27 protein-coding genes are annotated in these 24,983 nt (G+C 70.5%); 16 read left to right on the top strand and 11 right to left on the bottom strand.

Annotation, left to right across the window (positions count from 1 at the left end; all coding sequences use genetic code 11):
- The first annotated feature begins 9 nt into the window (after positions 1-9).
- Complete coding sequence (gene hemE, locus HEQ75_RS23570) at positions 10-1,053, top strand: uroporphyrinogen decarboxylase (protein WP_168034576.1); 1,044 nt, start codon at positions 10-12, stop codon at positions 1,051-1,053.
- A gap of 54 nt (positions 1,054-1,107) precedes the next feature.
- Here the strand turns inward: hemE and mltA are convergent, their stop codons facing one another.
- Together mltA and HEQ75_RS23560 are read right to left on the bottom strand one after the other, a co-directional pair.
- Positions 1,108-2,157 carry a murein transglycosylase A gene (mltA, locus tag HEQ75_RS23565; protein WP_328734774.1) on the bottom strand — a complete coding sequence of 350 codons (1,050 nt, stop codon included), beginning with the start codon at positions 2,155-2,157 and terminating at the stop codon, positions 1,108-1,110.
- Positions 2,158-2,255: 98 nt separating this feature from the next.
- On the bottom strand, positions 2,256-2,936 hold the full coding sequence (locus HEQ75_RS23560; protein ID WP_168034575.1) for a Tim44/TimA family putative adaptor protein: 681 nt from the start codon (positions 2,934-2,936) through the stop codon (positions 2,256-2,258).
- A 166-nt stretch (positions 2,937-3,102) separates the two neighbouring features.
- On the opposite strand from HEQ75_RS23560, the gene HEQ75_RS23555 reads away from it, so the two are divergent.
- From HEQ75_RS23555 to HEQ75_RS23540, 4 genes are all read left to right on the top strand, one after another.
- Positions 3,103-3,660, top strand: a complete 558-nt coding sequence (locus HEQ75_RS23555; RefSeq protein ID WP_168034574.1) for a histidine phosphatase family protein — start codon at positions 3,103-3,105, stop codon at positions 3,658-3,660.
- Between the two features lie 75 nt (positions 3,661-3,735).
- A complete protein-coding gene (secB, locus tag HEQ75_RS23550; RefSeq protein WP_168034573.1) occupies positions 3,736-4,251 on the top strand; it encodes a protein-export chaperone SecB in 516 nt (171 codons plus the stop codon).
- 28 nt (positions 4,252-4,279) lie between these two features.
- On the top strand, positions 4,280-5,893 hold the full coding sequence (lnt, locus tag HEQ75_RS23545; RefSeq protein WP_168034572.1) for an apolipoprotein N-acyltransferase: 1,614 nt from the start codon (positions 4,280-4,282) through the stop codon (positions 5,891-5,893).
- A 196-nt stretch (positions 5,894-6,089) separates the two neighbouring features.
- Positions 6,090-6,542 carry a helix-turn-helix domain-containing protein gene (locus HEQ75_RS23540; protein ID WP_168034583.1) on the top strand — a complete coding sequence of 151 codons (453 nt, stop codon included), beginning with the start codon at positions 6,090-6,092 and terminating at the stop codon, positions 6,540-6,542.
- Positions 6,543-6,544: 2 nt separating this feature from the next.
- Here the strand turns inward: HEQ75_RS23540 and HEQ75_RS23535 are convergent, their stop codons facing one another.
- Positions 6,545-7,042 carry a DUF2244 domain-containing protein gene (locus HEQ75_RS23535; protein ID WP_168034571.1) on the bottom strand — a complete coding sequence of 166 codons (498 nt, stop codon included), beginning with the start codon at positions 7,040-7,042 and terminating at the stop codon, positions 6,545-6,547.
- A 218-nt stretch (positions 7,043-7,260) separates the two neighbouring features.
- Here HEQ75_RS23535 and nth point away from each other — a divergent pair, with 218 nt between their 5' ends.
- Positions 7,261-7,905, top strand: a complete 645-nt coding sequence (gene nth, locus HEQ75_RS23530; protein ID WP_168034570.1) for an endonuclease III — start codon at positions 7,261-7,263, stop codon at positions 7,903-7,905.
- An 11-nt stretch (positions 7,906-7,916) separates the two neighbouring features.
- Here the strand turns inward: nth and HEQ75_RS23525 are convergent, their stop codons facing one another.
- The 6 genes from HEQ75_RS23525 to HEQ75_RS23500 all read right to left on the bottom strand — a co-directional run bounded on the left by HEQ75_RS23525 (position 7,917) and on the right by HEQ75_RS23500 (position 14,188).
- Positions 7,917-8,327: a DUF3775 domain-containing protein gene (locus HEQ75_RS23525; protein WP_168034569.1), complete on the bottom strand. Its 411-nt coding sequence runs from the start codon at positions 8,325-8,327 to the stop codon at positions 7,917-7,919.
- An 89-nt stretch (positions 8,328-8,416) separates the two neighbouring features.
- Complete coding sequence (locus HEQ75_RS23520) at positions 8,417-9,244, bottom strand: aldo/keto reductase (RefSeq protein WP_168034568.1); 828 nt, start codon at positions 9,242-9,244, stop codon at positions 8,417-8,419.
- 15 nt (positions 9,245-9,259) lie between these two features.
- Positions 9,260-10,267, bottom strand: coding sequence for a WD40 repeat domain-containing protein (locus HEQ75_RS23515; RefSeq protein WP_168034567.1), 1,008 nt, complete (start codon positions 10,265-10,267; stop codon positions 9,260-9,262).
- Positions 10,268-10,340: 73 nt separating this feature from the next.
- The gene (locus HEQ75_RS23510) at positions 10,341-11,327 is read right to left on the bottom strand and encodes a CobW family GTP-binding protein (RefSeq protein WP_168034566.1); all 987 of its coding nucleotides are present in this window, start codon (positions 11,325-11,327) and stop codon (positions 10,341-10,343) included.
- 60 nt (positions 11,328-11,387) lie between these two features.
- Positions 11,388-12,776 carry a hybrid sensor histidine kinase/response regulator gene (locus HEQ75_RS23505; protein WP_168034565.1) on the bottom strand — a complete coding sequence of 463 codons (1,389 nt, stop codon included), beginning with the start codon at positions 12,774-12,776 and terminating at the stop codon, positions 11,388-11,390.
- A gap of 83 nt (positions 12,777-12,859) precedes the next feature.
- Entirely contained in the window at positions 12,860-14,188 is a 1,329-nt protein-coding gene (locus tag HEQ75_RS23500) for an aspartate aminotransferase family protein (RefSeq protein ID WP_209318738.1), read from the bottom strand.
- A 164-nt stretch (positions 14,189-14,352) separates the two neighbouring features.
- Here HEQ75_RS23500 and HEQ75_RS23495 point away from each other — a divergent pair, with 164 nt between their 5' ends.
- From HEQ75_RS23495 to HEQ75_RS23470, 5 genes are all read left to right on the top strand, one after another.
- On the top strand, positions 14,353-14,583 hold the full coding sequence (locus HEQ75_RS23495; protein ID WP_168034564.1) for an RNA-binding protein: 231 nt from the start codon (positions 14,353-14,355) through the stop codon (positions 14,581-14,583).
- 430 nt (positions 14,584-15,013) lie between these two features.
- Positions 15,014-15,703: a P63C domain-containing protein gene (locus tag HEQ75_RS23490; protein WP_168034563.1), complete on the top strand. Its 690-nt coding sequence runs from the start codon at positions 15,014-15,016 to the stop codon at positions 15,701-15,703.
- Between the two features lie 32 nt (positions 15,704-15,735).
- Entirely contained in the window at positions 15,736-16,620 is an 885-nt protein-coding gene (locus HEQ75_RS23485) for a DDE-type integrase/transposase/recombinase (RefSeq protein ID WP_168034562.1), read from the top strand.
- Positions 16,621-16,915: 295 nt separating this feature from the next.
- A complete protein-coding gene (tsaB, locus tag HEQ75_RS23475; protein WP_168034560.1) occupies positions 16,916-17,563 on the top strand; it encodes a tRNA (adenosine(37)-N6)-threonylcarbamoyltransferase complex dimerization subunit type 1 TsaB in 648 nt (215 codons plus the stop codon).
- A complete protein-coding gene (locus HEQ75_RS23470) occupies positions 17,560-17,982 on the top strand; it encodes a GNAT family N-acetyltransferase (protein ID WP_168034559.1) in 423 nt (140 codons plus the stop codon). The genes tsaB and HEQ75_RS23470 overlap by 4 nt, the downstream gene beginning before the upstream one ends.
- 9 nt (positions 17,983-17,991) lie before the next feature.
- Here HEQ75_RS23470 and HEQ75_RS23465 read toward each other — a convergent pair whose 3' ends face one another.
- The gene (locus HEQ75_RS23465) at positions 17,992-18,249 is read right to left on the bottom strand and encodes a sulfurtransferase TusA family protein (protein WP_168034558.1); all 258 of its coding nucleotides are present in this window, start codon (positions 18,247-18,249) and stop codon (positions 17,992-17,994) included.
- Between the two features lie 155 nt (positions 18,250-18,404).
- Here HEQ75_RS23465 and HEQ75_RS23460 point away from each other — a divergent pair, with 155 nt between their 5' ends.
- From HEQ75_RS23460 to glf, 5 genes are all read left to right on the top strand, one after another.
- Positions 18,405-18,848 carry a MucR family transcriptional regulator gene (locus tag HEQ75_RS23460; protein WP_168034581.1) on the top strand — a complete coding sequence of 148 codons (444 nt, stop codon included), beginning with the start codon at positions 18,405-18,407 and terminating at the stop codon, positions 18,846-18,848.
- A 119-nt stretch (positions 18,849-18,967) separates the two neighbouring features.
- Positions 18,968-19,465, top strand: coding sequence for a Fur family transcriptional regulator (locus HEQ75_RS23455; protein WP_168034557.1), 498 nt, complete (start codon positions 18,968-18,970; stop codon positions 19,463-19,465).
- Positions 19,466-19,483: 18 nt separating this feature from the next.
- Positions 19,484-20,338: a GNAT family N-acetyltransferase gene (locus HEQ75_RS23450; protein ID WP_168034556.1), complete on the top strand. Its 855-nt coding sequence runs from the start codon at positions 19,484-19,486 to the stop codon at positions 20,336-20,338.
- An 890-nt stretch (positions 20,339-21,228) separates the two neighbouring features.
- Entirely contained in the window at positions 21,229-22,482 is a 1,254-nt protein-coding gene (locus HEQ75_RS23445) for a glycosyltransferase (protein WP_168034555.1), read from the top strand.
- A complete protein-coding gene (glf, locus tag HEQ75_RS23440) occupies positions 22,475-23,683 on the top strand; it encodes a UDP-galactopyranose mutase (protein ID WP_168034554.1) in 1,209 nt (402 codons plus the stop codon). The genes HEQ75_RS23445 and glf overlap by 8 nt, the downstream gene beginning before the upstream one ends.
- A 93-nt stretch (positions 23,684-23,776) precedes the next feature.
- Here the strand turns inward: glf and HEQ75_RS23435 are convergent, their stop codons facing one another.
- The gene (locus tag HEQ75_RS23435; protein WP_168034553.1) at positions 23,777-24,805 is read right to left on the bottom strand and encodes a glycosyltransferase family 32 protein; all 1,029 of its coding nucleotides are present in this window, start codon (positions 24,803-24,805) and stop codon (positions 23,777-23,779) included.
- Positions 24,806-24,983: the final 178 nt, after the last annotated feature.

Raw genomic sequence — 24,983 nt, 5'->3', positions numbered from 1 at the left:
GGTACCGCCATGGCGGACGCGAAACCCCTGCTGCGCGCCCTGGGCGGGGAGGCCGTCTGGCCGCCGCCGATGTGGCTGATGCGCCAGGCCGGCCGCTACCTGCCCGAATACCGGGAGGTGCGGGCCCAGGCCGGCGGCTTCATCGCGCTGTGCACCAACCCGGCGATGGCGGCGGAGGTGACGCTGCAGCCGATCCGCCGCTACGGCATGGACGGCGCCATCCTGTTCTCCGACATCCTGATGGTGCCCTGGGCGCTGGGCCAGCCGCTGCGCTTCGCCGAGGGCGAGGGCCCGGTGCTGGAGCCGCTGCGCGACCTGGCGGCGGTGAACGCGCTGGAGCTGAATGCGGTGCGGGAGCGCGTGGCACCAATCCTGGAGACGGTGCGCCGGGTGCGCGAAGCGGTGGATGCGCAGCACCCGAAGACGGCGCTGATCGGCTTCGCCGGCAGCCCCTTCACGGTCGCCTGCTACATGGTGGAAGGCCATGGCAGCCGGGACTTCGCGACGACGCGCCAGATGGCCTTCACCGACCCGGCGCTGTTCGGCAAGCTGATCCGCACCCTGGTGGAAGCCACCACGGAATACCTGCTGGCCCAGGCGGAGGCAGGGGCGGAGGCGCTGATGCTGTTCGACAGCTGGGCCGGCCTGCTGCCGCCCAGCCAGTTCCGCCGCTGGGTGATCGAGCCGACGGCGACCATCGTGCGCCACCTGAAGCGGCTGCACCCCTCCATCCCCATCATCGGCTTTCCCCGCCTGGCCGGCCCGCTGATCGGCGAATATGCGCTGCGCACCGGGGTGAACACGGTGGCGATGGACACCTCCATGGATCCGCGCTTCGCGGCCTCCGCCGTGGCGCCCACCGTGGGCCTGCAGGGCAATCTGGACCCGCTGGCGCTGATCGCCGGCGGCGGGGCGCTGGAGGCGGAGGCGCGGCAGATCCTGGCGGCGATGCGCGGCCGGCCCTTCGTGTTCAACCTGGGCCACGGGATCGAGAAGGTGACACCGCCCGAGCATGTGGCGGCGCTGGTGCGCATCGTCCGCTCCGGCGGCTGAGGGTCCGGGAAGGCGGCCGCGCCGGCGCGGCGGACAAAGGCTGTCGGGGGAAGGCTACTTCGGCAGCAGGACGAACAATGCGGCCGGGTCGCGCATCCGTCCCGCCCGCTCCGCCGCCGCCTCTCCCCAGCCGGTGAACAGATCCGCCCGCGCGGCGCCGCGGATCGCCCCGCCGGTGTCCTGCGCCACCGCCAGGCGCCGCAGGGGCGCCCCGGCGGGATCACGGCCCGCCACCCACACCGGCGCGCCCAGCGGCGTCTGGCGACGGTCCACGGCCAGCGAACGGCCCGGTGTCAGCGGCGCGCCCAGGGCACCCAGTGGTCCCGTATCCGCCGCCAGCCCCGGCAGCGGGCGGAAGAACACGTAGCTCGGGTTGCGGTTCATCAGTGCCGCGGCTTCCGCCGGCGTCGCCGCGGCCAGCCAGGCGCGGATGGACTGCATCGAGACGTCCTCGCGCGCCAAGGCGCCGATCTCCACCAGGCTGCGGCCGATGGCGTGGTAGGGGTGGCCGTTCTGCGCCGCATAGCCCAGCCGCAGCACCGCGCCATCCGGCATTCGAACCCGGCCTGAGCCCTGGATCTGCAGGAAGAAGGCGTCCACCGGGCTGTCCACCCAGACCAGTTCCAGCCCGCGCCCGTCCAGCGCGCCGGCCAGGATCTCCGCCCGGCTGGGCAGCGGCAGCAGCCGGCCATCGCGCACCTGGCCGGCGGTGCGGCGGCCGGCGAGGTCGGGGACGAAGGCGCCCAGATCCACCTCCACCAGCTCCGGTGGCCGGCCGTGCAGCGGGGTGGCATAGGTGGCGCTGGGCGTGGGGCTGCCGCGCAGCTCCGGCTCGTAATAGCCGGTCAGCACATCCTGCCCGACGGCAAGGACGCTGAAATGGCGCTCGAAGAAGTCGCGCGCCGCGCCGGTGTCAGCCTGTGGCAGGCGGGCGGCGGCGGTGCAGGCCTGGGTGAAGTTACCGGCGCGGAGGGCCAGTTCCCCTGCGCCGCCCAGCGGCCGGTCCTCCGGCATCCGGGCGAGCACGGCGCAGCTGGCGCGGAAGGCGGGCAGGGCGGCCTCCACCCGGTCCCCCGCCCACCCCGGCAGCTCGGTGAATGCCACCTGCCGCGGATAGGAAACCGGCTCCGCACATCCCGCCAGCGCCAGCAGCCCCGCCAGGAGAAGGCTTCGCCACACGACCGCGGCCGCGTCGCAAAAAATCAGGCGGAGCGGGTAGCGACCAGCCGCCAGGTCGGATCGGCGGCGCGCAGGTCGCGCTGGAAGGTCCAGATGTCGGTCAGCTCCGTCACCGCCTCGGCCCCGGCGGAGACGCTGCCGTCGCGCGCCGTGGTCAGGTTGATCTGGTCGCTGACAAAGCGAACGGTGATGTCCGCCACGGTGCCACGCAGGTCGGCGGCTTCGATCCCGGCCTCCTGCATCGCGCGGACCTCGCTGCGCTGGGTCTCCCCGGCCTGTTCGCGGGCGGTGATCGCGCCCTCGAAGCCGCCATAGGTCTCGTCGCCCAGCAGGGCGCGCAGGGTCTCCCGGTCGCCACGGGCGAAGGCGTCCACGATCATGCGGAAGGCGCCCTCCGCCCCGTTCAGGAAGGCGTGTGGTTCGAAGGCCGGGTCGACGCCACGGATGCGGGACAGGGCCTGGCCCACCGGGCCGCGCGCATCAGGCACCACATGGCGGGTGCTGTTGGCCGGGGCTGCCGGCGGCAGTTCGGGCAGGTCGTTCTCCGCCTGCGGCGCCTTGGCGCGCGGGTCGAAGGGCGCCCCGGCCTCGCGCGGCGGGCGCTCGAAGCCCGTGCGGCGGCCGAGCACGCTGCGCAGGCGCAGGACCAGGAAGGCCGCCACCATTGCGAACAGGATCAGATCGACAGGAAAGCCGCCGGACATTGCCAACTCCTCATCAGGGCCTCACTTAAGGCGGCCCCAGCCCCCCCGCAACGGCCCGCGGCGGATTGCACCCCAAGGCCGTGCGATCCCTGCGCCGAAGCCTCGACAACCAGCCCGGAACGCGGCATGCGCGTCCCGGATCGCCCTTGGACGGACCGGAACCCCCATGATCCTGCTGCGCCACGGCCAGAGCGAATTCAACCTGCACTTCAGCGCCACGCGGCGCGACCCCGGCATCGCTGATCCGCGGCTGACGCCGCTCGGCCACCAGCAGGCGGAAGCGGCGGCCGAGGCGCTGGCGGCGCAGGGCATCACGCGCATCATCGCCTCCCCCTACACCCGTGCCCTGCAGACCGCGGCGCCGGTGGCGCGACGGCTCGGGCTGAAGGTGATGGTGAACCCGCTGGTGCGGGAACGCTACGCCTTCACCTGCGATATCGGCAGCCCCTGCACGGCGCTCGGCGCCGAATGGCCGCATCTGGACTTCTCCCACATGGAGGAGACCTGGTGGCCGCTGCAGGAGGAACCGGCCGACCAGGTGATGGCCCGCGCCGCCCGCTTCCGCGGCGAGATGGCGGCGCTGCAGGATTGGTCCGACACGCTGGTGGTGGCGCATTGGGGCTTCATCCTGGCGATGACCGGCCAGAGCATGCCGAACGGCGCCTGGCTGCGCTGCGACCCGACCGAGCCGGCGCTGACCGAGGTGAGCTGGAAGCACCATTGATCGGTGCCGTGACTGGCCGCGGGCGGTGGCCCGTGGTAGCCGGGCGCCGCCGATGCATCTGAGCGGGAACCCCCGATGTCCAACACCAATGCACCCTCCTCGCCGATCCCCAACGGTGCGCCGGCCGGCCAGCCCGCACCGCCTCTCCAGCTGAACATCCAGTACACCAAGGACCTGTCCTTCGAGGTTCCGGGCGCGCCGGAGATCTATGTGACGCTGCGCGAGCAGCCGCGGGTGGACCTGGCGCTGGACGTGCAGGCACGGCCGGTGGAGCAGGGGCAGAACGTGTTCGAGGTCTCGCTGCAGATCCGCGCCGACGCCAAGGTGGGCGATACCCCCTGCTTCATCGCGGAGCTGGTCTATTGCGGCGTCTTCACCGTGAATGTGGACCAGCAGCAGCTGGAGCCGGTGCTGCTGGTGGAATGCCCGCGCCTGCTGTTCCCCTTTGCCCGCAACATCCTGGCCGATATCACCCGCGATGGCGGCTTCCCGCCGGTGATGCTGGCGCCGATCGACTTCGTGGCGCTGTGGCAGAGCCGCCGCGGCCCGGGCGCCCAGGCCGGCACGCAGCCGCCGGTCGGCGTCGCCTGATCCGGCAGCCATCCGGCCCGCCGGCGCGATGACGAAGCCCGGCACGCCGCGCGGCGCTGGCCTGCTGCGCCGCGCCGGTGGCGACGGACGCTGGCGCGCGGCCCTCACCCGGCGGCTGGACGGGCCCGGCTTCTGGCGGGCGCTGGCCACCGCCTTCGCGCTGGGCGCCGCCACGGCGCTGGCGCTGCCGCCGCTCCATATGGTGCCGGTGCTGCTGCTGACGCTGCCTGGCCTGTTCATCATGGCCGGCAGCGCGCCCACGGCGCGCCGCGCCGCGCTGGTCGGGCTGTTCTGGGGCTGGGGCTTTCACGTCGCCGGGCTGCACTGGCTCACCATCGCCGTGCTGACGGAGGTCGAGCGCTTCTGGTGGCTGGTGCCGGTCGCAGTGCCGGCTCTGGCCCTGCCGCTGGGCGCCTTCACCTTGCTGCCGGCGCTGGTGATGCGCCTGGCACGGCCGGGCTGGCCGCGGATGCTGGCCTTCGGCGCCGCCTGGGTCGCGGCGGAAATGCTGCGCGGCGTCGTCTTCACGGGCTTTCCCTGGAACCTGCTCGGCACCGTCTGGGCCTTTGCCAGCCTGCCGCTGCAGGCGGCGGCCTGGATCGGCGTGCATGGCCTGTCGCTGGCCACCGTGCTGCTGGCCCTTGCGCCATTGGCCGGCCGCCGCGGCTGGACGACCGCCGGGCTGGCACTGCTGGGCTTCGCCGCGATCGGCCTTGGCCGGCTCTGGCCGCAGGAGCCGGAACCGGAGCCGGTCGCCCTGGTGCTGGTGCAGGGCAATGTGGCGCAGGAGGCGAAGTGGCGGGAGGAAACCCGCATGCCGATCTTCCGCCGCTACATCGACCTCACGGCCGGCGGCGTGCGCACCGCCCGACAGGAGGCACCGGAAAGCCGCATCGTCGCGGTCTGGCCGGAAACCGCCAGCCCCTTCCTGCTGGCCTCCGACCCCCAGGCCGCGGCGATGGCGACGGCGTCGCTGCCGCCCGGCGCGCTGCTGCTGGCCGGTTCCGTGCGCGCCGAATTCGGCGCCGATGGCCGCGCCAGCCGGGTCTGGAACAGCCTGGTGGCACTCGATGCGCAGGGCGCGGTGCTGGATGCCTATGACAAGGTGCATCTGGTGCCGTTCGGCGAATACACGCCGCTGCGCGGGCTGCTGCCGATCCGCCTCGTGGTCTCGGCGCTGGATTTCAGCGCCGGACCGGCGCGGCGCGCCATCAGCCTGCCGGGCCTGCCCAGTTTCGGCGGGTTGATCTGCTACGAGGTGATCTTCCCCGGCGCGGTGACGCCGGCGGTGCGTCCCGGCTTCCTGCTCAACATCACCAACGATGCCTGGTTCGGCGTTTCCGCCGGGCCGTACCAGCACCTGGCCACGGCGCGGCTGCGCGCGGTGGAGGAGGGGCTGCCGCTGGTGCGCGCGGCGCAGACCGGCATTTCCGCGGTCTTCGACGCGCGGGGCCGGGTGGTGGCGCGACTGGGGCTGGCCGAGACGGGTGTCGTGGTTGCGCCCTTGCCGAAGCCGTTGCCGGCGACGCCCTTCGCCCATCTCGGATTGTGGAGCCCCGCGATTTTTCTCGTTCTGGTTTCATTTTTATCGGTTTGGGGCTCGATTAGGCGAACCAGCCCGCGCGACGACGAACTGTCCTAAGGACACGACGCATCCGGGGGTATGGGAGCTTTATTGAGATTTCTCAAAAGAGTTGACAATTCGTGACCACCCGGATACGCCTTGTTGCGGCCGGTTGTGGGCACCCAATGTGCCCATGGTCGCGCCCGCCCTGGCCAGGATGGCCCCCTGAACGGGTGTTCCCTTCTTCCCGTGACGTGGAGTGTGCGTGTTGGCCATCCCCAGCGAAGACGTGGTCGAGCGCGCCGAGCGGGAGCACCGTCCCAGCCCGATCGACGTGCATGTTGGCAGCCGCGTGCGCCTGCGTCGCACGCTCCTCGGCATGAGCCAGGAAAAGCTGGGCGAGGCGCTGGGACTGACCTTCCAGCAGGTGCAGAAGTACGAAAGGGGCGTGAACCGGATCGGCGCCAGCCGGCTGTTCGACCTCTCCCGCGTGCTGGATGTGCCGATCGGCTTCTTCTTCGACGACATGCCGCCCGAGATGGGCGGCAGCCAGGGCAACCGCCGCTTCGGCGGTTTCCAGGAGCAGCAGGACGGCTTCGAGGACGATACGCTGCACCGGCGGGAGACGCTGGAGCTGGTCCGCGCCTATTACCGCATCACCGACGCCTCCGTCCGCAAGCGGGTTTTCGACCTGATCAAGAGCCTGACACCCACCGAGCAGGCTTGACGTCAGCGCAACTGGGGGTTGTCGAAGGACGGTTCCCGATAGCGGCGCAGGGCTGCGGACAATGCCTCCGCCAGGTCGCGTTTCTCAGCGTCTGAGAGGAAGCCGCCAAGCTCGATGCGCCGGTTGCGCTGCAGCAGGATCAGCCGCGAGGCGGCGCCCGGCCTCTCCTCCAGCGCCACGCGGGTCCAGTAGGGCTGCAGCACCGTCTCCCGCCGCCCGCCGCGGCCATTGACGGTCAGGATGTGCAGCCGCTCCTCCGTCAGCCGCACCACCTCATGCGCCGCGGCGCTCCAGCGGCGGTGCAACGCCACCAGGCCCAGCACCAGCACCAGTTCCGCCCCCATGAAGCCCAGGATGGGCCAGGCGCCGAGCAGCAGGAACAGCCCGGCCGGCACCGCCGCGCCGGCGGAGCAGAACAGGCACAACAGGCGCATGCCGCGCGCCGAGAGGCTGCGCGGCGGGGTGCTGACGGCTTCGAACAGGACGGGCGCTGCTGACATCGCTCCTCAGTATGGGGTAGGGCTTGGTTTCCGCCATGCCAGAAAACCTTCCCCGCGGCGCCGCCGCCAAAGCCAAGACGGGCGCCGCCGCCAAAGCCCGGCGCAGCCGCGCCGCCACAGCCCCACCCGGCGGCAGCGTGAAGCCTGAAGCGGGTGGGACGGCGGCGCCCCTGGCTCCGCCGCCGAAACGCACCCCGAAGGTCAGGCTGGCCCGGCCGATGAAGCCGGCGCAGGCCGAGGCCTTCCTGCGCGCGCTCGCCGCCGTCAACCCGGCGCCGGAGACGGAGCTGCACTACCGTGACGCCTACACCCTGCTGGTGGCGGTGGCGCTGTCGGCACAGACCACCGATGTCGCGGTGAACAAGGCGACGGCGACGCTGTTCGAGGCGGCCGCCACGCCGGCGGCCATGGTGGCGTTGGGGGTGGAGGGCGTGGCCCCGCATATCCGCCGCATCGGCCTGTGGCAGGGCAAGGCGCGCAACGTGGTGGCGCTGTCGCAGCTATTGCTGGACCGGCATGGCGGCCAGGTGCCAGCCGACCGCGCGGCGCTGGAGGCGCTTCCGGGCGTCGGCCGCAAGACCGCCAATGTCGTGTTGAACGTCGCCTTCGGGCAGGAAACCATGGCGGTGGACACGCACATCTTCCGCCTCGGCAACCGCACGGGCCTGGCGCCGGGCCGGACCCCGCGGCAGGTGGAGGATGCGCTGGTGAAGCGTTGCCCGCCCGACATGCTGCGCGACGCGCATCACTGGCTGATCCTGCACGGTCGCTACATCTGCAAGGCGCGGGCGCCGGAATGCTGGCGCTGCCCGGCCCTCGCGCCCTGCAATCACCCGGCCAAGGTGCTCGCCCCGCCGGGTTGAACCCCCCGCTGCTACCGCTCGATTTCCTCGATCGACAGGCCAAAGGCGGCCACGCCTTCCGCCAGCAGGTCGCCGAAATTGTCCATGTTCAGCAGCAGCTCGGCCGCGTCCTCGTCATTCTCGCGCTCCGCGGCCTGGGCCAGTGCGTCGTCCCACTCCTCGGCCGTGTAGTCGCCGCGCCCGACCAGGGCGAGGGCGATCAGCGCCGCCTGCTCGTCGTCGTTCAGCGCCAGGATGGCGGCGCGCAGGCTGTCCTCGTCCAGCTCATCCTCGGAATCGGCGGGTTCGTCCGGCTCCGTCCCCTCGCCGGCATCCGGCTCCAGGATCTCGGTGCCTTGCACGGCCCTGGCATGGTCGACCAGCGTCGCCACCGTCTCCAGGCTGATTCCGAGGTCGAGATCGTCGTCTGTAGGCTCCGCCATGCGCCGCCCCTGTTGAAATGCGGTTGCCGTGATTAGAACGAGAGGCCGCGGGCGGTTCCAAGACCACCCGCGAAAAAAACCTTCCGGTGTCAGCCATTCACCCAGTCTGGCGCCATGCCGGGGTTCACGAAGCGCCGGTCCTTCGGCAGGGCGGCGATGGCGGCGAGGTCCGCCGCATCCAGCGCCAACTCCAGCGCCGCCAGGTTCTCCGCCTGCCGGGCCCGGCTGGCCGCCTTCGGCACCATGGCGACGCCGGGCTGCGCCAGCAGCCAGGCCAGCGCCACCTGCGCCGCCGTGGCACCATGCTTCTTCGCGACCTGCTGCAGCACCGGCTGGTCCGGCGCCTGGCCCTTGCCGAGCGGCGAATAGGCGGTCAGCACCATGCCGTTGGCGCGGCAGATCTCCAGCAGCCGGGACTGGTCCAGCAGGGCGTGGCATTCCACCTGCAACGCCGCCAGCCCAACGCCGTGGTCGATCGCCCGCTGCAGCAGCTTCGGCGGGAAGTTGGACACGCCGATGGCCTTCGCCCGGCCTTCCGCACGGATCGCCGCCAGCCCGGCCAGGGCATCCGGCAGATCGAGTTCCGGGCTGGGCCAATGGATCAGCAGCAGGTCGACATAGGGGGTCGCCAGGCGCTTCAGGCTGGCGTCGAAGGCGCTGCGGATCGCCGCGCCATTCGGCTTGTCGTTCCAGATCTTGGTGGTGAGGAAGATGTCTTCCCGCGGCACGTCGGACGCGGCGATGCCGGCGCCCACCGCATCCTCGTTGCCATACATCTCGGCCGTGTCGATGTGGCGGTAGCCAAGGGCCAGCGCCGACTGCACCGCGGCGCTGCATTCCGCCCCCTTCATCGGCCAGGTGCCGAGGCCGAGGCGGGGCATGCGCAGATGTGGGGTCTCGAGGATCGGCTGGGTCATGCGGCGCTCTCCGGTTCAGCGTTTCGCGAGGTCGACGGTGCCGGCGAAGCCGCCCTCGGTGCCGAAGGCCAGGCTGCTGCCAGTGGCGTTCCAGGACAGCGAGGTCACCGCCGTGCCGCGCGGCGGCGCCACCGGCACCACCTTGCCGCTGGCGATTTCCGCCATCAGCACCAGCCCGTCGCCGAAGCCGGCGGCCACCACCTCATGCTGCGGGTGGCAGGCGACGGCGGTGCACAGGACCTCGTCGCCGCCGGCCAGTTCGGTCGGCGCCTTGCCCATCGGGCCGCCGCCGAAGAAGGGCCAGAGCACCACGGATTCGGCGCCACTGGTCGCCAGCCAGCGGCCGCGGCCGGTGAAGGACAGCGAATGCGTCTTGGCCGGGTAGCCGGACATGCGCATGTGCTGGCCATCGGCCAGGCGCCAGCCATGCAGGGCGGTTTCCTGCATGGCGGTGACCACATGGCTGCCGTCCGGGCTGAAGGCGATGCCGTGGTGGCTGCCCTTCCATTCCAGCACCCGCGGCTTGTCTTCCTTCGCGCCCACGAACCACAGCGAGGCGCCGCCGTAATGGCTGGCCGCCAGCCGCTTGCCCTTGGCATCGAAGGCCAGGCCGCCGACCGAGGAGGGATGCGTCAGGGACTTCAGCACCGCCCCCTTGGCGTCCAGCACATGCGCCACCTTGCCGGCGGAGGCCGCCCGCAGGCCGCTCTCATGCGCTGCCACATGGTCCACCCACTTCGAACCGAATTTCTGCACCCGGGTGGTGGTGCCATCCGGCGCGGTGTGCACCAGCTGGCCGTCATCCCCACCGGTCAGGAAGCCCTCCGTGGCATCGGCGCAGGCGGACAGGATGGCGCCGTCATGCGCCTGGACCGTTGTCGCGCCGATGCGCAGCGTGCCATCGGCCAGGGCGAAGCCCGGCCGGCCCTGGCGGTCGTGCAGGGCGGCGACCACCCAGGCCCCCAGCTCCCAGGCTTCGCCCCGGCTGGCCAGCAGGAAATCGGCTTCGGAGACCTCGGCCATGGCGACCCCATCGGTTGCGCAAACGGTGCCCGGCTTCCCTGCCCGGGCGCCGGATGTCAACCGTCGGGCGGCTTCAGGCCGGGACCTGGCAGGCCTCGAAGCCGCGGCGCAGCTGCGGGCGGTTCAGGTCGCGGCCGATGAAGACGATCTTGGACCGCCGCGGATCGCCCGCCTTCCAGGTGCCGATGTAGTCGCCATCGGCAATCATGTGCACCGCCTGGAAGGCGAAGCGCCGGTCGTCATTGGCGTAGGCCAGGATGCCCTTGGTGCGCAGCAGGTCCTGGCCCTTCTTCTGCAGCAGATCGCTGATCCAGGCGTTGAACTTCTCCGGGTCCAGCGGGCGGGCGGCCTCGAAGGACAGGCTCATCACCGCATCGTCATGGGTGTGGTTGTCCTCGCCGGAGAGGAATTCCGGCTCCCGCTCCAGGATCCGGGCCAGGTTGAAGGCATCCCGGCCGATCACGGCGTCGATCGGCACGTCGGATTTCGTGGCGCGGCGGATCTCGGCATAGGGGTTGATGCCGCGGATGCGGCGCTCCACCGCCTCCGCCTCCTCGGCCGTCACCAGGTCCATCTTGTTCAGCACGATGATGTCGGCGAAGGCGATCTGCTCCTGCGCTTCCTTGCTGTCATCGAGGCGCGCGAAGAGGTGCTTCGCATCCACCACGGTGACGATGGCGTCCAGCTTGGTGGCGCGCTTCACATCCTCGTCCGCGAAGAAGGTCTGCGCCACCGGGGCGGGGTCGGCCAGGCCGGTGGTCTCCACGATGATGCCGTCGAAGCGGCCCTTGCGCTTCATCAGCCCGCCGATGATGCGGATCAGGTCGCCGCGCACGGTGCAGCAGATGCAGCCATTGTTCATCTCGAAGACTTCCTCGTCGGCATCGACGACGAGGTCATTGTCCACGCCCAGCTCGCCGAACTCGTTGATCACCACGGCGAATTTGCGGCCGTGCTGTTCGGACAGGATGCGGTTCAGCAGCGTGGTCTTGCCGGCGCCGAGGTAGCCGGTCAGCACGGTGACGGGAACGGGGCCAGCTTCGGCGGCGGGATCGGCCATGGTCGGGGTCTCCGGTATCGGTTCGGGCGCATATATGGGATCGCCGCAAGGCGCCACCCGTCACACCGATGCAGGGCTGCCCAGACCGGAGGCATCGGGGGCGGGTGGGACGCTGCCGGGGACGGCCAGCGCCAGGTCCAGCGCCGCCGCCAGATCCACCAGCGCCACCGGCTTCAACAGGTAGCCATCCATCCCGGCCGCCAGCGCCGCCTCGCGGCTCGCCGGTTCGACATGCGCGGTCACGGCGAGGATGGGCAGGCGGCCGGCCGGCGGTGGCAGGGCGCGCAGCAGGCGCGTCGCCTCCAGCCCGCCCAGCCCCGGCATCTGCAAATCCATCAGCACCGCCGCATAGGGGCGTTCCTGCACCAGGGCCAGCGCCGTGGCCGCATCCGCCACGGCCTCGTGCCGATAGCCAGCGCGCTCCAGCAGTGTGCCCAGCAGCCGCCGGTTCACCGAGACATCGTCCACCACCAGCACCGGCGGCCCGGCGCGGCGACCGGAGCGCGGCGGCCCCGTCTCCATCGCCTCCGGTGGCGGCGCATCGGCCTGTTGCAGGGGCAGCGTCACGACGAAGGTGGTGCCGCGGCCCGGCGCGCTGCGCACCGCAATCTGCCCGCCCATCCGCGCCGCCAGGTCATGGCAGATGGAAAGGCCGAGCCCGGTGCCGCCCTCGCTGCGCTGGAAGCGTTCGAACAAGGCGCCCTGGCGTTCCAGCGCAATGCCCCGCCCGGTGTCGGACACCGCCAGTTCCAGCGCGCCGGCGGCGGTCTCCCGTGCCTCGATCCGTACCTCCCCGCTTTGGGTGAAGCGGATGGCGTTGGCCACCATGTTGGTCAGGATCTGGCGGATGCGGGCGGCGTCGCCGCGCCAGGCGGGCGGCGTGCCCAGCGCCACCGCCACCGCCAGCCTGTTGCCCTGCGCCAGGGCGCGGGCACGCAGCAGCGCCACGACCTCCTGCATCAGCTCATCCACCCGGAAGGGCGTGGCGGCCAGCGGTGGGGCGGGCGCGCCCGGCACCTCGATCAGGTCGCGCAACAACAGCATGAGGTCGGAGGCCGCCTGGCGTGCCGCTGCCGCATCCTGCCGCGCCGCCGGCGGCAGGCCGGGCACGCCCAGCACCAGGTCCAGCAGGCCTTGGATGCCGCTGAGCGGCGTGCGCACCTCATGCGCCGCATTGGCCAGCATGTCCGCCCGCTGCCGCTCCGCCCGCTGGGTCGCCTCCACCGTTGCCGCGCGCACCGCCGCCGCGGCCGCCCGGGCGGCCCGGCGGGTGGCGGCGCGCCAGGCCAGCGCTGCCAGCAGCCCGCCCAGCGCCTGGACCAGCGCGACCGCCACCAGCACGGACAGGTGCCAGGGCTCGGGCAGCCAGCCGGCGGCCGCCGCGACCGGCAGTGCCAGGGCGGCCAGTGCCGGCAGCAGCAGCAGCGCCAGCGCCGCCTGGAGCTTCACCGGGGCTGCCGGCCGGGCCGCGTCGCGGCTGCGCGCCTGCGCATCAAGGCCCTTCCCGCGGCCGGGCCGTGATGCATCGTCGCTCAGGCCGGGACGGCGCGAAGCGCGTCGGCCAGCGTGCCGAACAGCCGGTCCACATGCGGGCGCTCGACGATCAGCGGCGGCGACAGCGCCACGATGTCGCCGGTCACGCGCGTCAGCACGCCGCGGTCGAAGCAGGTGCGGAACACCTCCATGGCGCGGGCGCCGGGCGCGCCGGGGCGCGGTTCCAGCTCCACCCCCGCCACCAGGCCGATGTTGCGCACGTCGATCACGCCGGGCGCATCGCGCATCGCATGCGCCGCATCGCCGAAATACCCCTCCATGTCGCGGCTGCGGCCGGGCAGGTCCTCCGACCGGTGCAGGTCCAGCGTGGCGATGGCGGCGGCGGAGGCCAGCGGGTGGCCGGAATAGGTGTAGCCGTGGAACAGCTCGATCCCCGCCGGCACGCCATCGACGATGCTGCTGTAGATCTCGTTGCTGGTGGCGACGGCGCCCATCGGCACCGCGGCGTTGGTCAGCCCCTTGGCCATGGTCATGATGTCCGGCGTCACGCCCAGGCGCTCGGCGCCGAAATTGGCGCCGATGCGGCCGAAGCCGGTGATGACCTCGTCGAAGATCAGCAGGATGCCGTGCTTCGTGCAGATGTTCCGCAGTTTTTCCAGATAGCCCTTCGGCGGAACCAGCACGCCGGTGGACCCCGCCACGGGCTCGACCATCACCGCGGCGATGGTGTCGCCGTGCAGCGCCACCAGATTCTCCAGCACATCGGCCAGGTTCGCGCCGTGCTCCGGCTGGCCGTGGGAGAAGGCGTTCTGCGCCGGCAGGTGGGTGTGCGGCAGGTGGTCCACGTAGGGAAGCTGGGCGCCGAACTGCTTGCGGTTGCCGCCGATGCCGCCCACCGACATGCCGCCGAAGCCGACCCCATGGTAGCCGCGTTCGCGCCCCACCAGCCGCACGCGCTGCGACTGGCCGCGCGCCTTGTGGTAGGCGAGTGCGATCTTCAGCGCCGTGTCCGCCGCTTCCGAGCCGGAATTGACGAAGAAGACCCGGTCCATGCCTTCCGGCGTCAGCTCCGCCACGCGGGCCGCGGCCTCGAAGGCGATGGGGTGGCCGAGCTGGAAGGTCGGCGCGAAATCCATCACCGCCGCCTGCTTCTGGATCGCTTCCACGATCTCCCGCCGCCCATGGCCGGCATTGCAGCACCACAGCCCGGCGGTGCCGTCCAGGATCTCCTGCCCATCCTGGGTGAAGTAGGACATGCCCTCCGCCCTGGCGAGCAGGCGCGGGGTGGATTTGAAATACTTGTTGTCGCTATAGGGCATCCAGAACGCGTCGAGGTTGTTGCGGCGCGGGATCTGCATCTCGTTCATCAGAGGGGTCCTTCTGCGCCGCAACCAAAGCAAGCGGCGCGGCCGGGGGCAAGCGCTCTCGATCCCGGGTAGTGTCTCAGTTTGAAATCGGGCGCCTCTAACCTGCCCCATCGCTCCCGTCGCCGGCAGCCTATATGCTTGCCGGCAAGCATGGAGCGAACAGGATGCCCAAAGGACCGAAGGGCGAGAAGCGCCCCGCCGACGTGATCGGCAACGCGGTGCATGTAATGCGGATCGCGACCGGCGAAGAGGCCGAGACCCCGGCGCCAGCCAGTCCTGCCGCCGAGATGGGGCGGAAGGGCGGCGAGGCGCGGGCGAAGGCCATGACGCCTGAGCGGCGGGCGGAGATTGCCAGGAAGGGCGCGGCGAAGCGGTGGGGCAGCCAGCAAGCATAGGCAGAACGAATTTATGCTTGCTGAGAAGCGGGCGCGGAGCCATCATGCTTGCTAGCAAGCATGATGGTAACACATGGCCGACCTATTTGACGATGAGGGCGCCGAGCCCACACCCCAGCAGAAGGGAGGGAAAGCCCGAGCTGAGAGGCTATCTCCCGAACAGCGGCGAGACATAGCGCGGACAGCGGCTCAGAGTAGGTGGAATACCGACGGCCCTGTGCTGAAGGCAACTCACGGGTCAGATGATCGCCCACTACGGATCGGCGACATCGAAATTCCCTGTTACGTCCTCGAAGATGGGCGGCGAGTGTTATCGCAGCGCGGCGTGGTTGCGGGACTGAGTATGCGGTACGGCTCCAGAGCTGGCGGTGCTGATCGACTCACTGGATTTCTAAGCGGTAAGGGGCTCTCTCCCTTTGTTTCCAGTGACTTGCTGGCGCTGATCGCCAACCCCATCCGGTTTGCTCATCCAAGCGGGGGCAACTTGGCATATGGGTATCCAGCTACCATTCTCGCTGACATCTGTGATGCAGTACTGGTCGCAAGGCAGGCCAACGCACTCCAAAAGCAACAAGCGCACATCGCAGAGCAGTGCGAAATACTGGTCCGAGGATTTGCGCGCGTCGGCATTATTGCTCTTGTTGATGAAGCAACCGGGTATCAAGAAGTAAGGGACCGAAAAGCACTCGAAGAAATCCTTAATAAATATATCAGCGAAGAATTCAGGAAGTGGACCAAGACATTTCCTGATGAATATTTTAGCAATATATTCAGGCTTAGAGGCTGGAAGGCCGCAAGTACGCCCACAGCGCGTCCAGGCGCGTTGGCGCAATATACAAATGACATTGTGTATGCGCGTCTTGCTCCTGGCGTTCTCGAAGAGCTGCAAAATCTCAACCCAACAGATGGTCATGGTCGAAGGAAGAAAAAGCTATTCCAGCACCTGACCGGAGACTACGGCCACCCGAAGCTCAAAAAGCATCTGGACGATGTGGTCGTAATCATGCAGGCCGCCGCCTCTTGGCAAGAATTCCGCAAACTTCTTGAAAGGGTGAAGCCAAGGGTGAACGTGCCGGGCCAACTTCCGTTGGCGCCAGACATTCCGGACGAAGATGCTTGACGCTAAGCATATAAGTTCATATCATGCTCGGCATGAACAAGCTCCCGCTCGCCAAGCGCGTCCAAATCCTCTCCATGCTCTGCGAGGGTTCGTCCATGCGCTCCATCAGCCGCGTGGCGGACGTGTCTATCAACACGGTGACGAGCCTGCTTGAGAAAGCTGGCGCAGCCTGCGCCGAGCATCACCACAAGGCGGTGCGCGGCGTGCAGTCGAAGCGGGTTCAGTGCGATGAAATCTGGTCGTTCTGCTACGCGAAGGCCAAGAACGTCGCGACGGCCAAGGCCGCCCCGGAAGAGGCTGGCGACGTGTGGACGTGGACGGCCCTGGATGCCGACAGCAAGCTGATCCTGTCGTGGTTGGTTGGTGGACGCGATGCCGGCTACGCGACCGAGTTCATGCAGGACGTGGCGGATCGGCTGGCGAACCGGGTGCAGCTCACCACGGACGGCCACAAGGCGTATCTGGAAGCCGTGGAAGGCGCCTTCGGCGCCGAGGTGGATTACGCGCAGCTTGTGAAACTCTACGGCGACACGCCCGGCCCGGCGGGACGCTACAGCCCGGCCGAATGCACCGGCATCCGCAAGACGCGGATCGAAGGCCGCCCCGATAAGGCGCATGTCAGCACCAGCTACGTTGAGCGCCAGAACCTCACCATGCGTATGTCCATGCGCCGGTTCACGCGCCTCACCAATGCCTTCTCCAAGAAAGCAGAGAACCACGCGCACATGGTCGCGCTCTACACGGTCTGGTACAACTTCGTCCGCACCCACAAGACGCTGCGTTGCAGTCCGGCAATGGCTGCCGGGATCAGCGCAACGCTCTGGTCTATGGAGGATGTGGTTGCGCTGGTCGACGCCCGCGAGGCGCCGGCCGCGAAGCGCGGCCCCTACAAGACGCGCCAGCCGAAGGCAGCCTAAACGCAAGGGGATTTTGCTGTGGCCACCTATGCTCAGATATCGACCTGGGTTGCTTCAAACGCGGGGTTTTCCCCAAAGACATGCTGGATTGCGCACGTCAAATCAGACTTTGGGCTTATTACTCAGTCGGCGCCAAATCGCGCCGATCCCACCCGTCGCGCCTATCCCTGCCCACCCAACAAGCGCCCAGCAATCGAGGCCGCTTTGCGCCACTTCAGCATGATCTAATTCAAACTGAGACACTACCCGATCCCGCACCCGAATTGCGGCCGATGATGGCCCTGCGCAGGATGGCATGAAGCTTCTGGTCCTCGACGGCGCCCTGGCGCGCAGCTCCGCGGCGGCCTTCGCCGATGGGGTCCTGGTGGCGGCGGCGGTGGTGGAAGGCGCCCGCGGCCAGCCCACCGCCCTGCCGCCGCTGGCCGCCCGCATGCTGGCTGCCCTCGGCGGGCTGGACGCCGTCGCGGTGGTGGTGGGGCCGGGCGGCTTCACCGGGCTGCGCGCCGCGATCGCGCTGGCCGAGGGGCTGGCGCTCGGCGCCGGGGCACGGCTGGTGGGCGTGACGACGGGGGAGGCTTTGGCCGCCGCCCTGCCGGCGGCGCTGCGGGCGCGCGCCGTGTGGTCCGCGGTGGACACGAAGCGCGGGCGGCTGGTGCTGGAACGCCTCGCGCCGGGCGCCTGGCACGTGGCGGAGCCGCCGCTGCCGATGGCGGAGCGCGACCTGCCGCGGCCGGATGGGCCCGTGGTGCTGGTCGGCGATGCGGCGCCGCTGGCCGCGGCGCGGCTGCTGGCGCGCGGTGCCGATGCGGTGCTGACCGATGCGCGCCTGCCGTTGGCCGCCTGCGCCGGGCTGGTGGCGCTGCGGCGCCTGGCCGGGGCGATTCCGCCACGCGACGCCGCGCCCCTTTATGCGGAGCCGCCCGCGGTGCGCCTGCCGGCATGAACCCCGCCGAGGCCGCCACGCTGCACGCCCGCGCCTTTCCGGCGGAGGAGGCCTGGGGGCCGGATGCCATCGCCCTGATGCTGGAGATGCCCGGCGCCTTCGGCGTGCTGCGCCCCGGCATCGGCTTCGTGCTGGCGCGAGTGGCGGCGGATGAGGCGGAAATCCTGACGCTGGCCGTGGTGCCGGAAGCCCGCCGCACCGGCCAGGGCGGGGCCCTGCTGGCGGCGGCCATGGCCGGCGCGCTGGCCCGCGGCGCCGCGGCGATGTTCCTCGAAGTGTCGGAGCGCAACCTGGCGGCGCGCGCGCTGTATGCCGCCGCGGGCTTCGGCGAGATCGGGCGCCGCCGCCGCTACTACCCGGATGGCGCCGATGCCCTGGTCCTGCGCCGCGGCCTCAATGAAGCGCGGCAGTCTTCATAGAATCGTCTTTCAGCTTTTCTTGCGGATGCGCAGCACCAGGATGCCGCCTTCGGCCTCGGTGGCGGAGAGCACCGCATGGCCCTGTTCCGTCGCGGTGCGCGGCACGTTGCGGCGCGGTTCATCGCCCTTGAGCGCCAGCCGCAGCACCTGGCCCGGGGCCATGCGGTCCAGTGCCAGGCGGGTGCGCACGAATGTCATGGGGCAAGTCTCTCCTGTGATATCGAGATCCCGGTCGTGGGTCTGTTCTTCCGAGTCAGCAAAAATCATCGATGGACGAGCCTTTTGTCTGGCGGACGTTGTTGCATGGCGGCGATTCAGGATAATATAGTCGCGCCAAGCGTCCCGGCACAGGACATCTCGTCCGGTTGACCGCGCAGTGGTCGGTCCATTTCGGCCGGACGACGCCAGCGAGACCCGAATCCATGTCAGAAAACAGCACGAATCCGGATCTTCTCGGCCTGACGGCCGAAATCGTCTCAGCCCACGTCTCGAACAACCCGGTTGCCGTGGCCGATCTGCCGAACCTGATCCAGGAAGTGTACCGGACCCTGTCCAACATGGGTCAGCCGGCGGTGGAGGTGGCGGAGCGGCCGCAGCCGGCCGTGCCGGTGAAGAAGTCGGTCACCCCGGAATATCTGGTGTGCCTGGAGGACGGCAAGAAGCTCAAGATGCTGAAGCGGCATCTGAAGACCTCCTTCAACCTGACGCCGGACCAGTATCGGGAGCGTTGGGGCCTGCCGTCGGACTACCCGATGGTGGCGCCGAACTACACCAAGCACCGCTCCACCCTGGCCAAGCGCATCGGTCTGGGCACCAAGCCGCGCGGCCGTCCGCCGGGCCGCACCCGGGCCGCCGCCGCCACCTGAACCGGCCATCCGATCCCGGCGGCCCGCCCATCGCCGGGTGGTGAGACGGCGCCGACGGGGCTATTGATAGCAGGCCGGCCGATCCCGCGCCGGCCCGCCGGAGGTTGCCGCGCCTGAGCATGCAGAGTTCCGACGCCCCGACCCGCTCCGAAGCCAGCCGGCCCGACCCCTCCCGGATCGAGCGGCTTTGCGTCGAGCGCGGCCTGAAGATGACCGGCCAGCGCCGGTTGATCGCCCGCGTGCTGAGCGAGGCGGAAGACCACCCGGATGTCGAGGAACTCTACCGCCGCGCCGCGACCCTCGATGCCCGCATCTCGGTCGCCACCGTCTATCGGACGGTCCGGCTGCTGGAGGAGAAGGGCATCGTCGAGCGCCGTGACTTCGGCGGCGGCCGTGCCCGCTACGACCCGACCGATCGCGGCCATCACCATCACCTGATCGACGTCGATACCGGCCGGGTGCTGGAATTCGAGGATCCCGAGCATGAGCGGCTGGCCCAGGCCATCGCCCGGCGGCTTGGCTTTGCCCTGGTGGGGCAGCGGCTGGAACTGTTCGGCCGAAGGCTTCCCGCCGCGCCGCCGCCCAAGCCCCCGCGCGCGCCGAAGCCGCGTGGCTGAACGACAGGATTTCGGTGCATGAGCGTTGACGGCCCGCTGCCGGAAGATGCCCCCTTGCCAGCGCTGCAGCAGACCCCGACGGATGCGGGGTTCGAGGAACTGCGCGCCGGCAATCTCGGGCTGCGCGTGGCGGAGACGGCGGCCGAGATCGATGCCGCCCAGGCGCTGCGCTACCAGGTCTTCTACGAGGAGATGGGCGCCCGCCCCGATGCCGCCACCCGCGACGCCCGCCGCGACGCGGACCTCTACGACGCGGTGGCGGACCACCTGCTGGTGCTGGATCATGACCTGGGCCAGGGGCCGGACGCCGTCGTCGGCACCTACAGGCTGATCCGTCGCCCGGCAGCGGAGCGGATCGGTCATTTCTACTCGGCGGATGAATACGACCTGGCCCCGCTTTTGGCCTTCGAGGGCCAGGTACTGGAACTCGGCCGTTCCTGCGTGGCGGAGGCCTATCGCACCCGCGGCACGCTGCAATTGCTGTGGCGTGGCATCGCCGCCTTCGTCTTCCGCCACCGCATCGACCTGATGTTCGGCTGCGCCTCCCTCCCCGGCACGGATCTGGAAGCGCTTGCGGCGCCGCTGTCCTACCTGCACGCCAATCACCTGGCGCCGCCGGCGCTGCGCCCGCGCGCCCTGCCCGGTCGCCATGTGCCGATGGACCGGCTGCCGCCCGCGGCGCTGAACCCGCGCGCCGCCCTGGCGGCGCTGCCGCCGCTGGTCAAGGGCTATCTGCGGCTCGGCGGCTTCGTCGGGGATGGGGCGGTGATCGACCAGCAGTTCAACACCACCGATGTCTGCATCGTGGTGAAGACCGATCTGATCACCGACAAGTATTTCCGCCACTACGAGCGCACCGCCGGCCCTGGCTGAGAGCCCTTGTGTGGGCGGCCCCTCCGATGCAAGGGCGATGTAGCGTTCTGGCGCCGCGGTCGAGTGCGGTCCTCTGTCCGGCCTGTTGATGGGGCGCATGACCGCTGGCCCTGATGCCATCCGCGGCCTGGCTCCCGATCAGTTGCGCGCGCTCGGGGCGCGGGACTCGCAACGGGTTGTGCCGGGCCTCGGCTTCGACCGATGTGCCATCAGGCCACCCCCCCGTCGGTCGCGGCGATCGCCGGCGGGAAGCTCCTCGTGGTCCTGCGCTGCGGCGTGCCGCGGCGCGCTGCGTTGCGGGTGGTAGGTTCGGCCGCGCGCCGGCAGCGCCCCGACAATCCGCGCCGCCCCGTTGGCCTGCGCGACGGCGGCGACCATGCTCGGGCGTCGCCCAGTCAGGCTCGCCAGCCAGCCCGCCCCTGCCTTGGTCCGGATGCCGGCTGCATCGGCAAGACCGGCAGCGCCGCAGGGGCGGAAAGGCACCGCCGGACCGACCCGCTGGTGTTGTCGAATGGTCTCTGACAACGCCCCTCCGGGGGTGGCGATGGAACCGGGGCGGCGCCAGCGCCTTCCTCCCCTGACGTGGCGCACAAGGTTTCGACCTGCGGCCCGAAGGGCCGAGCGGCCGCATGGGTGCCGCGGCAAGTGCGGCGAAGCCAAGCCGCGCGGATGCGCGGCGCCTGGCGCCTGTGGGGCACGAAGGTGAAGCCTTCGTGCGGCTTGAGGCATGCCTCCGCCCGCCCCCGCCATTGCGGAGGCGGCTGGAACCGCGCGCCCGGGCGGCGCGTTTCGCACTGCATCAGGACATCCAGCGGGTCCGGGTGGCGCGGCAGGCAAGGCCGCGCGGCAGGGGGTGCCGTACGCCCGGACGCTGGCCACAGGAGAGCCGGATGAAGATCGCTGCCGCCAGCGCGACCATGCGCGCGCCCATGCCCGGCGCCGGAAGGCGCCCGCTGCGTCCAGGCGCCGAGGCGCGCCCGATGCTTCTTTGCCTGTCGCATCTGCGGTGGGATTTCGTCATGCAGCGGCCGCAGCACCTGATGTCCCGCGCGGCGGGGACGATGGATGTGGTTTTCTTCGAGGAACCCGTCTTCCGCCCCGTCGCCGCCCCCGCCCTGGAGCTTTCGACCCAGCCCAGCGGGGTGCTGCGCGTGGTGCCGGTGCTGCCGGAAGGACTCGGCACGGACAGCACCCTGGCCGCCCTGCGCGACCTGCTGGACGGGCTGCTGCAGGATCGTGCGCCGCCCCGCCTGGTCGCCTGGTTCTACACGCCCATGGCGCTGGGCTTCGCCGACCATCTGCACCCGGATGTCACCGTCTATGACTGCATGGACGAGCTTTCCGCCTTCCGCGGCGCGCCGCGGGCCATGCTGGCGATGGAACAGCGCCTGCTGGACCGCGCCGATCTGGTCTTCACCGGCGGCCGCAGCCTGTATGAGGCAAAGCGCGGCCGGCACGTCCATGTCCACTGCTTCCCCTCCTCCATCGATGCGGCGCATTTCGCCCAGGCCCGTGGCCAGGGCGCGCAGGCGCTGGCGGAGCCGGCGGCGATGGTAGGCATCCCGCGCCCGCGCATCGGCTTCTTCGGCGTGATCGATGAACGGATGGACCTGGCGCTGGTGGCGGATGTCGCCCGACTGCGGCCGGACTGGCAGCTGGTGATGGTCGGCCCGGTGGTGAAGATCGACCCCGCCAGCCTGCCGCGCCTGCCGAACCTGCACTGGATCGGCGGCCAGGACTACGCTGCGCTGCCCGGCCTCCTGGCGCATTGGGATGTCGGCTTCATGCCCTTCGCGCTGAACGAAAGCACGCGCTTCATCAGCCCGACCAAGACGCCGGAGTTCCTTGCCGCCGGCCTGCCGGTGATCTCCACCCCCGTGGTGGACGTGGTGCGGGACTACGGGCCGGGCGGCGGAGAGCCGGGCCTGGTGGCAATCGTCGGCACCGCCGCCGCCCTGGCGGAACAGGCGGACGCGCTGCTGGCAGCGCCCCGCGCGCCGTTCCTGGCCCGCGTCGATGCGCGGTTGGCCAGCCAATCCTGGGACCTGACCTGGGCGCGGATGCGGGCCCTGATCCTGGAGGCGGAGCCGGAGGAGAGACCCGGTGAGGGCCAGGCCCGGGCGGCGGAGGTGGCCCATGCTTGAGCGCAGCCCCGGCCTGGCCCGGCGCGACCGGCGTTTCCATGACTGGCTGGTGGTGGGTGCCGGCTTCGCTGGCGCCGTGCTGGCGGAACGCATCGCCAACCAGCGCAACGAGCGCGTGCTGGTCATCGACCGCCGCGACCACATCGCCGGCAACGCCTATGACCACCTGGACGAGGCGGGCGTGCTGATCCACCGCTACGGTCCGCACATCTTCCACACCAACAGCGAGGCGGTCTTCGCCCATCTGTCCCGCTTCACGGCCTGGCGGCCCTATGAGCACCGCGTGCTGGCCGAGGTGGTCAGCCCGACCACCGGCCGGACCGTGCGCGTGCCGATGCCGATCAACCTGGACACGATCAACACGCTCTATGGCCTGCACCTGACCGAGGCCGAGTTGGAAGGCTGGTTCGCGGCGCGCGCGGAACAGGTGGCGCAGGTGAAATCCAGCGAGGATGTGGTGGTCGGCAAGGTCGGCCGTGAATTGTACGAGCTGTTCTTCCAGGGCTACACGCGCAAGCAATGGGCGCTGGATCCCAGCGCGCTGGACAAATCCGTCACCGCCCGCGTGCCCACCCGCACCAACCGCGACGACCGCTACTTCACCGACACGTTCCAGGCGATGCCGAAGGATGGCTACACCGCGATGTTCGCGCGGATGCTGGACCACCCCAACATCACCGTCCGCACCGGGATGGATTTCGAGACGGCGCGCCGCCGCTACGATTTCCGCCGCCTGGTCTGGACCGGTCCGGTGGACGAGTATTTCGGCCATCGCCACGGCCGCCTGCCCTATCGCAGCCTGCGCTTCCGGCATGAGACGCTGGACCGGGAATGGGCGCTGCCCACCGGCACGGTGAACCACCCGGCGGAGGCCACGCCCTTCACCCGCGTCTCCGAATACAAGCACCTCACCGGCCAGGCGCATCCGAAGACCAGCGTCACCTACGAATTCCCCGCCGCCGAGGGCGACCCCTACTATCCGATCCCCCGGCCGGAGAACCAGGCGCTGTACAAGCGCTACGAGGCGCTGGCGGATGCGGAGCGGGAAACCTGGTTCGTCGGGCGGCTGGCCACCTACCGCTACTACAACATGGACCAGGTGGTCGGGCAGGCGCTGGCGACCTTCGCGCGGATCGAGCAGACCGTCCCGCCGGCGGCGGCCAATGACAGCAGCGCCGCCCGCGCGGCCGCCGGGGACTGATCCGGGGGGCCGTGTTCAGCGGCGCGCTGGTCGGGGTTTTACCGGCTCGGGCGCTGGCCATCGGGCGGCCCTGGCCCGGGGCGGCGGCGGCCCTCAATCGGGGCGCCGCCAGCGGCGCCAGAGGGGCCGTTCCGCCTGCTCCAGCCGTGCGGCCAGGGCGGCGTTCACGGTGACCAGCGCGGCGCGCATCTGGGCTTCCTGCTCCAGGGCTTCGCGCCACTGCCGCGCCGCGGCGTGGGCGGCATCGCACGCCGCCTGCAACTGCTGCACCAGCGCCTCGGCCACCGCCCGGCCGGCCTCCGCCGCGTTCCGCGCAGCCTCCGCCGACTGGGTCGCATAGGCCAGGTCGACGACCCGTGCGCTGCGCCGCACATCCTCGGCGACCAGGGGCGGCCCTTCGGGAAACACCACGCCGTGCCGGCGGCACACCCCGTCGAGGTAGCTGCCCGGCGGCGGGCGCAGATGCTTCGGCAGGCCGCCGCAGCGGAACATCTCGTGCCACAGGTGCTGCATCTGCGCGCCCTGCACCGCGGCTTCCACCGCCGGCGTCGCCGCGGGGTCGAAGACGTCGAAGGCCCGGCTGAAATGCCACGGGTAGCAGATGCGCCAATCCTGCGCCGTGCGGCCGGTGGCCCGCACGGCGGCAGTGACCAGCTGCGGCCCGCCACTGGCCCAGGGCTGGTCGGGCTGGAAGGCATCCTGTGCCGCCAGCAGCCGTTCCGTCAGCGGATCCCCGGGGCCAAGGCGCATCACCGCCGTGCCGACCAGCGCCTGGTCCGGCGCTTCCCAGGCGAAGAAGCTGGCGGCCTCGGGCAGTGTCGGGGACAGGCAGAGCACGTCGGCATCCACCCACCAGCCCGGCTCGCGCTGCATCAACCGGTAGCGGAACAGGTTGCTGAAGGCGGCGAAGCTGCCGCGGCCGAGCCCTGTCGCATAGGCGAAGACCGGCGTGTCCGGCAGGATCTCCGCCGCGTCGCGCCGCACCACGCCGTCCGGCGCCCTGATGGCGGGATCGTAGGTGAACAGCTCCACCGCATGGCCGTGGTGGAGGAAGCTGGTCAGGCACAGCACCTCGTAAGGGCTGAGCGGACCACCATGCCAGAAGCTGCGCAGCAAGGCCAAGGACGTGCGTCTCCGTCGAAAGCCGCCAGCCCAGCACGGCTGCGCCGCAGCCGGCCAGGCACGACGGCGTGACGATTTAGCAGCCTGTCGGATTTGTCACACGCGTTTTGCAGGCGAGGCGGCGATTGAGGTCAGGCGAGCCGCAGGCGGTGAAGCCTGCGGCAGTTGTAGGCGAGAG

Origin of the sequence: Falsiroseomonas selenitidurans (assembly GCF_012103215.1) — a bacterium.
Classification (GTDB): Bacteria; Pseudomonadota; Alphaproteobacteria; order Acetobacterales; family Acetobacteraceae; genus Falsiroseomonas; species Falsiroseomonas selenitidurans.
The sequence above is the reverse complement of the archived record's forward strand: the minus strand, read 5'-3'. Positions and strand labels throughout refer to the sequence as shown.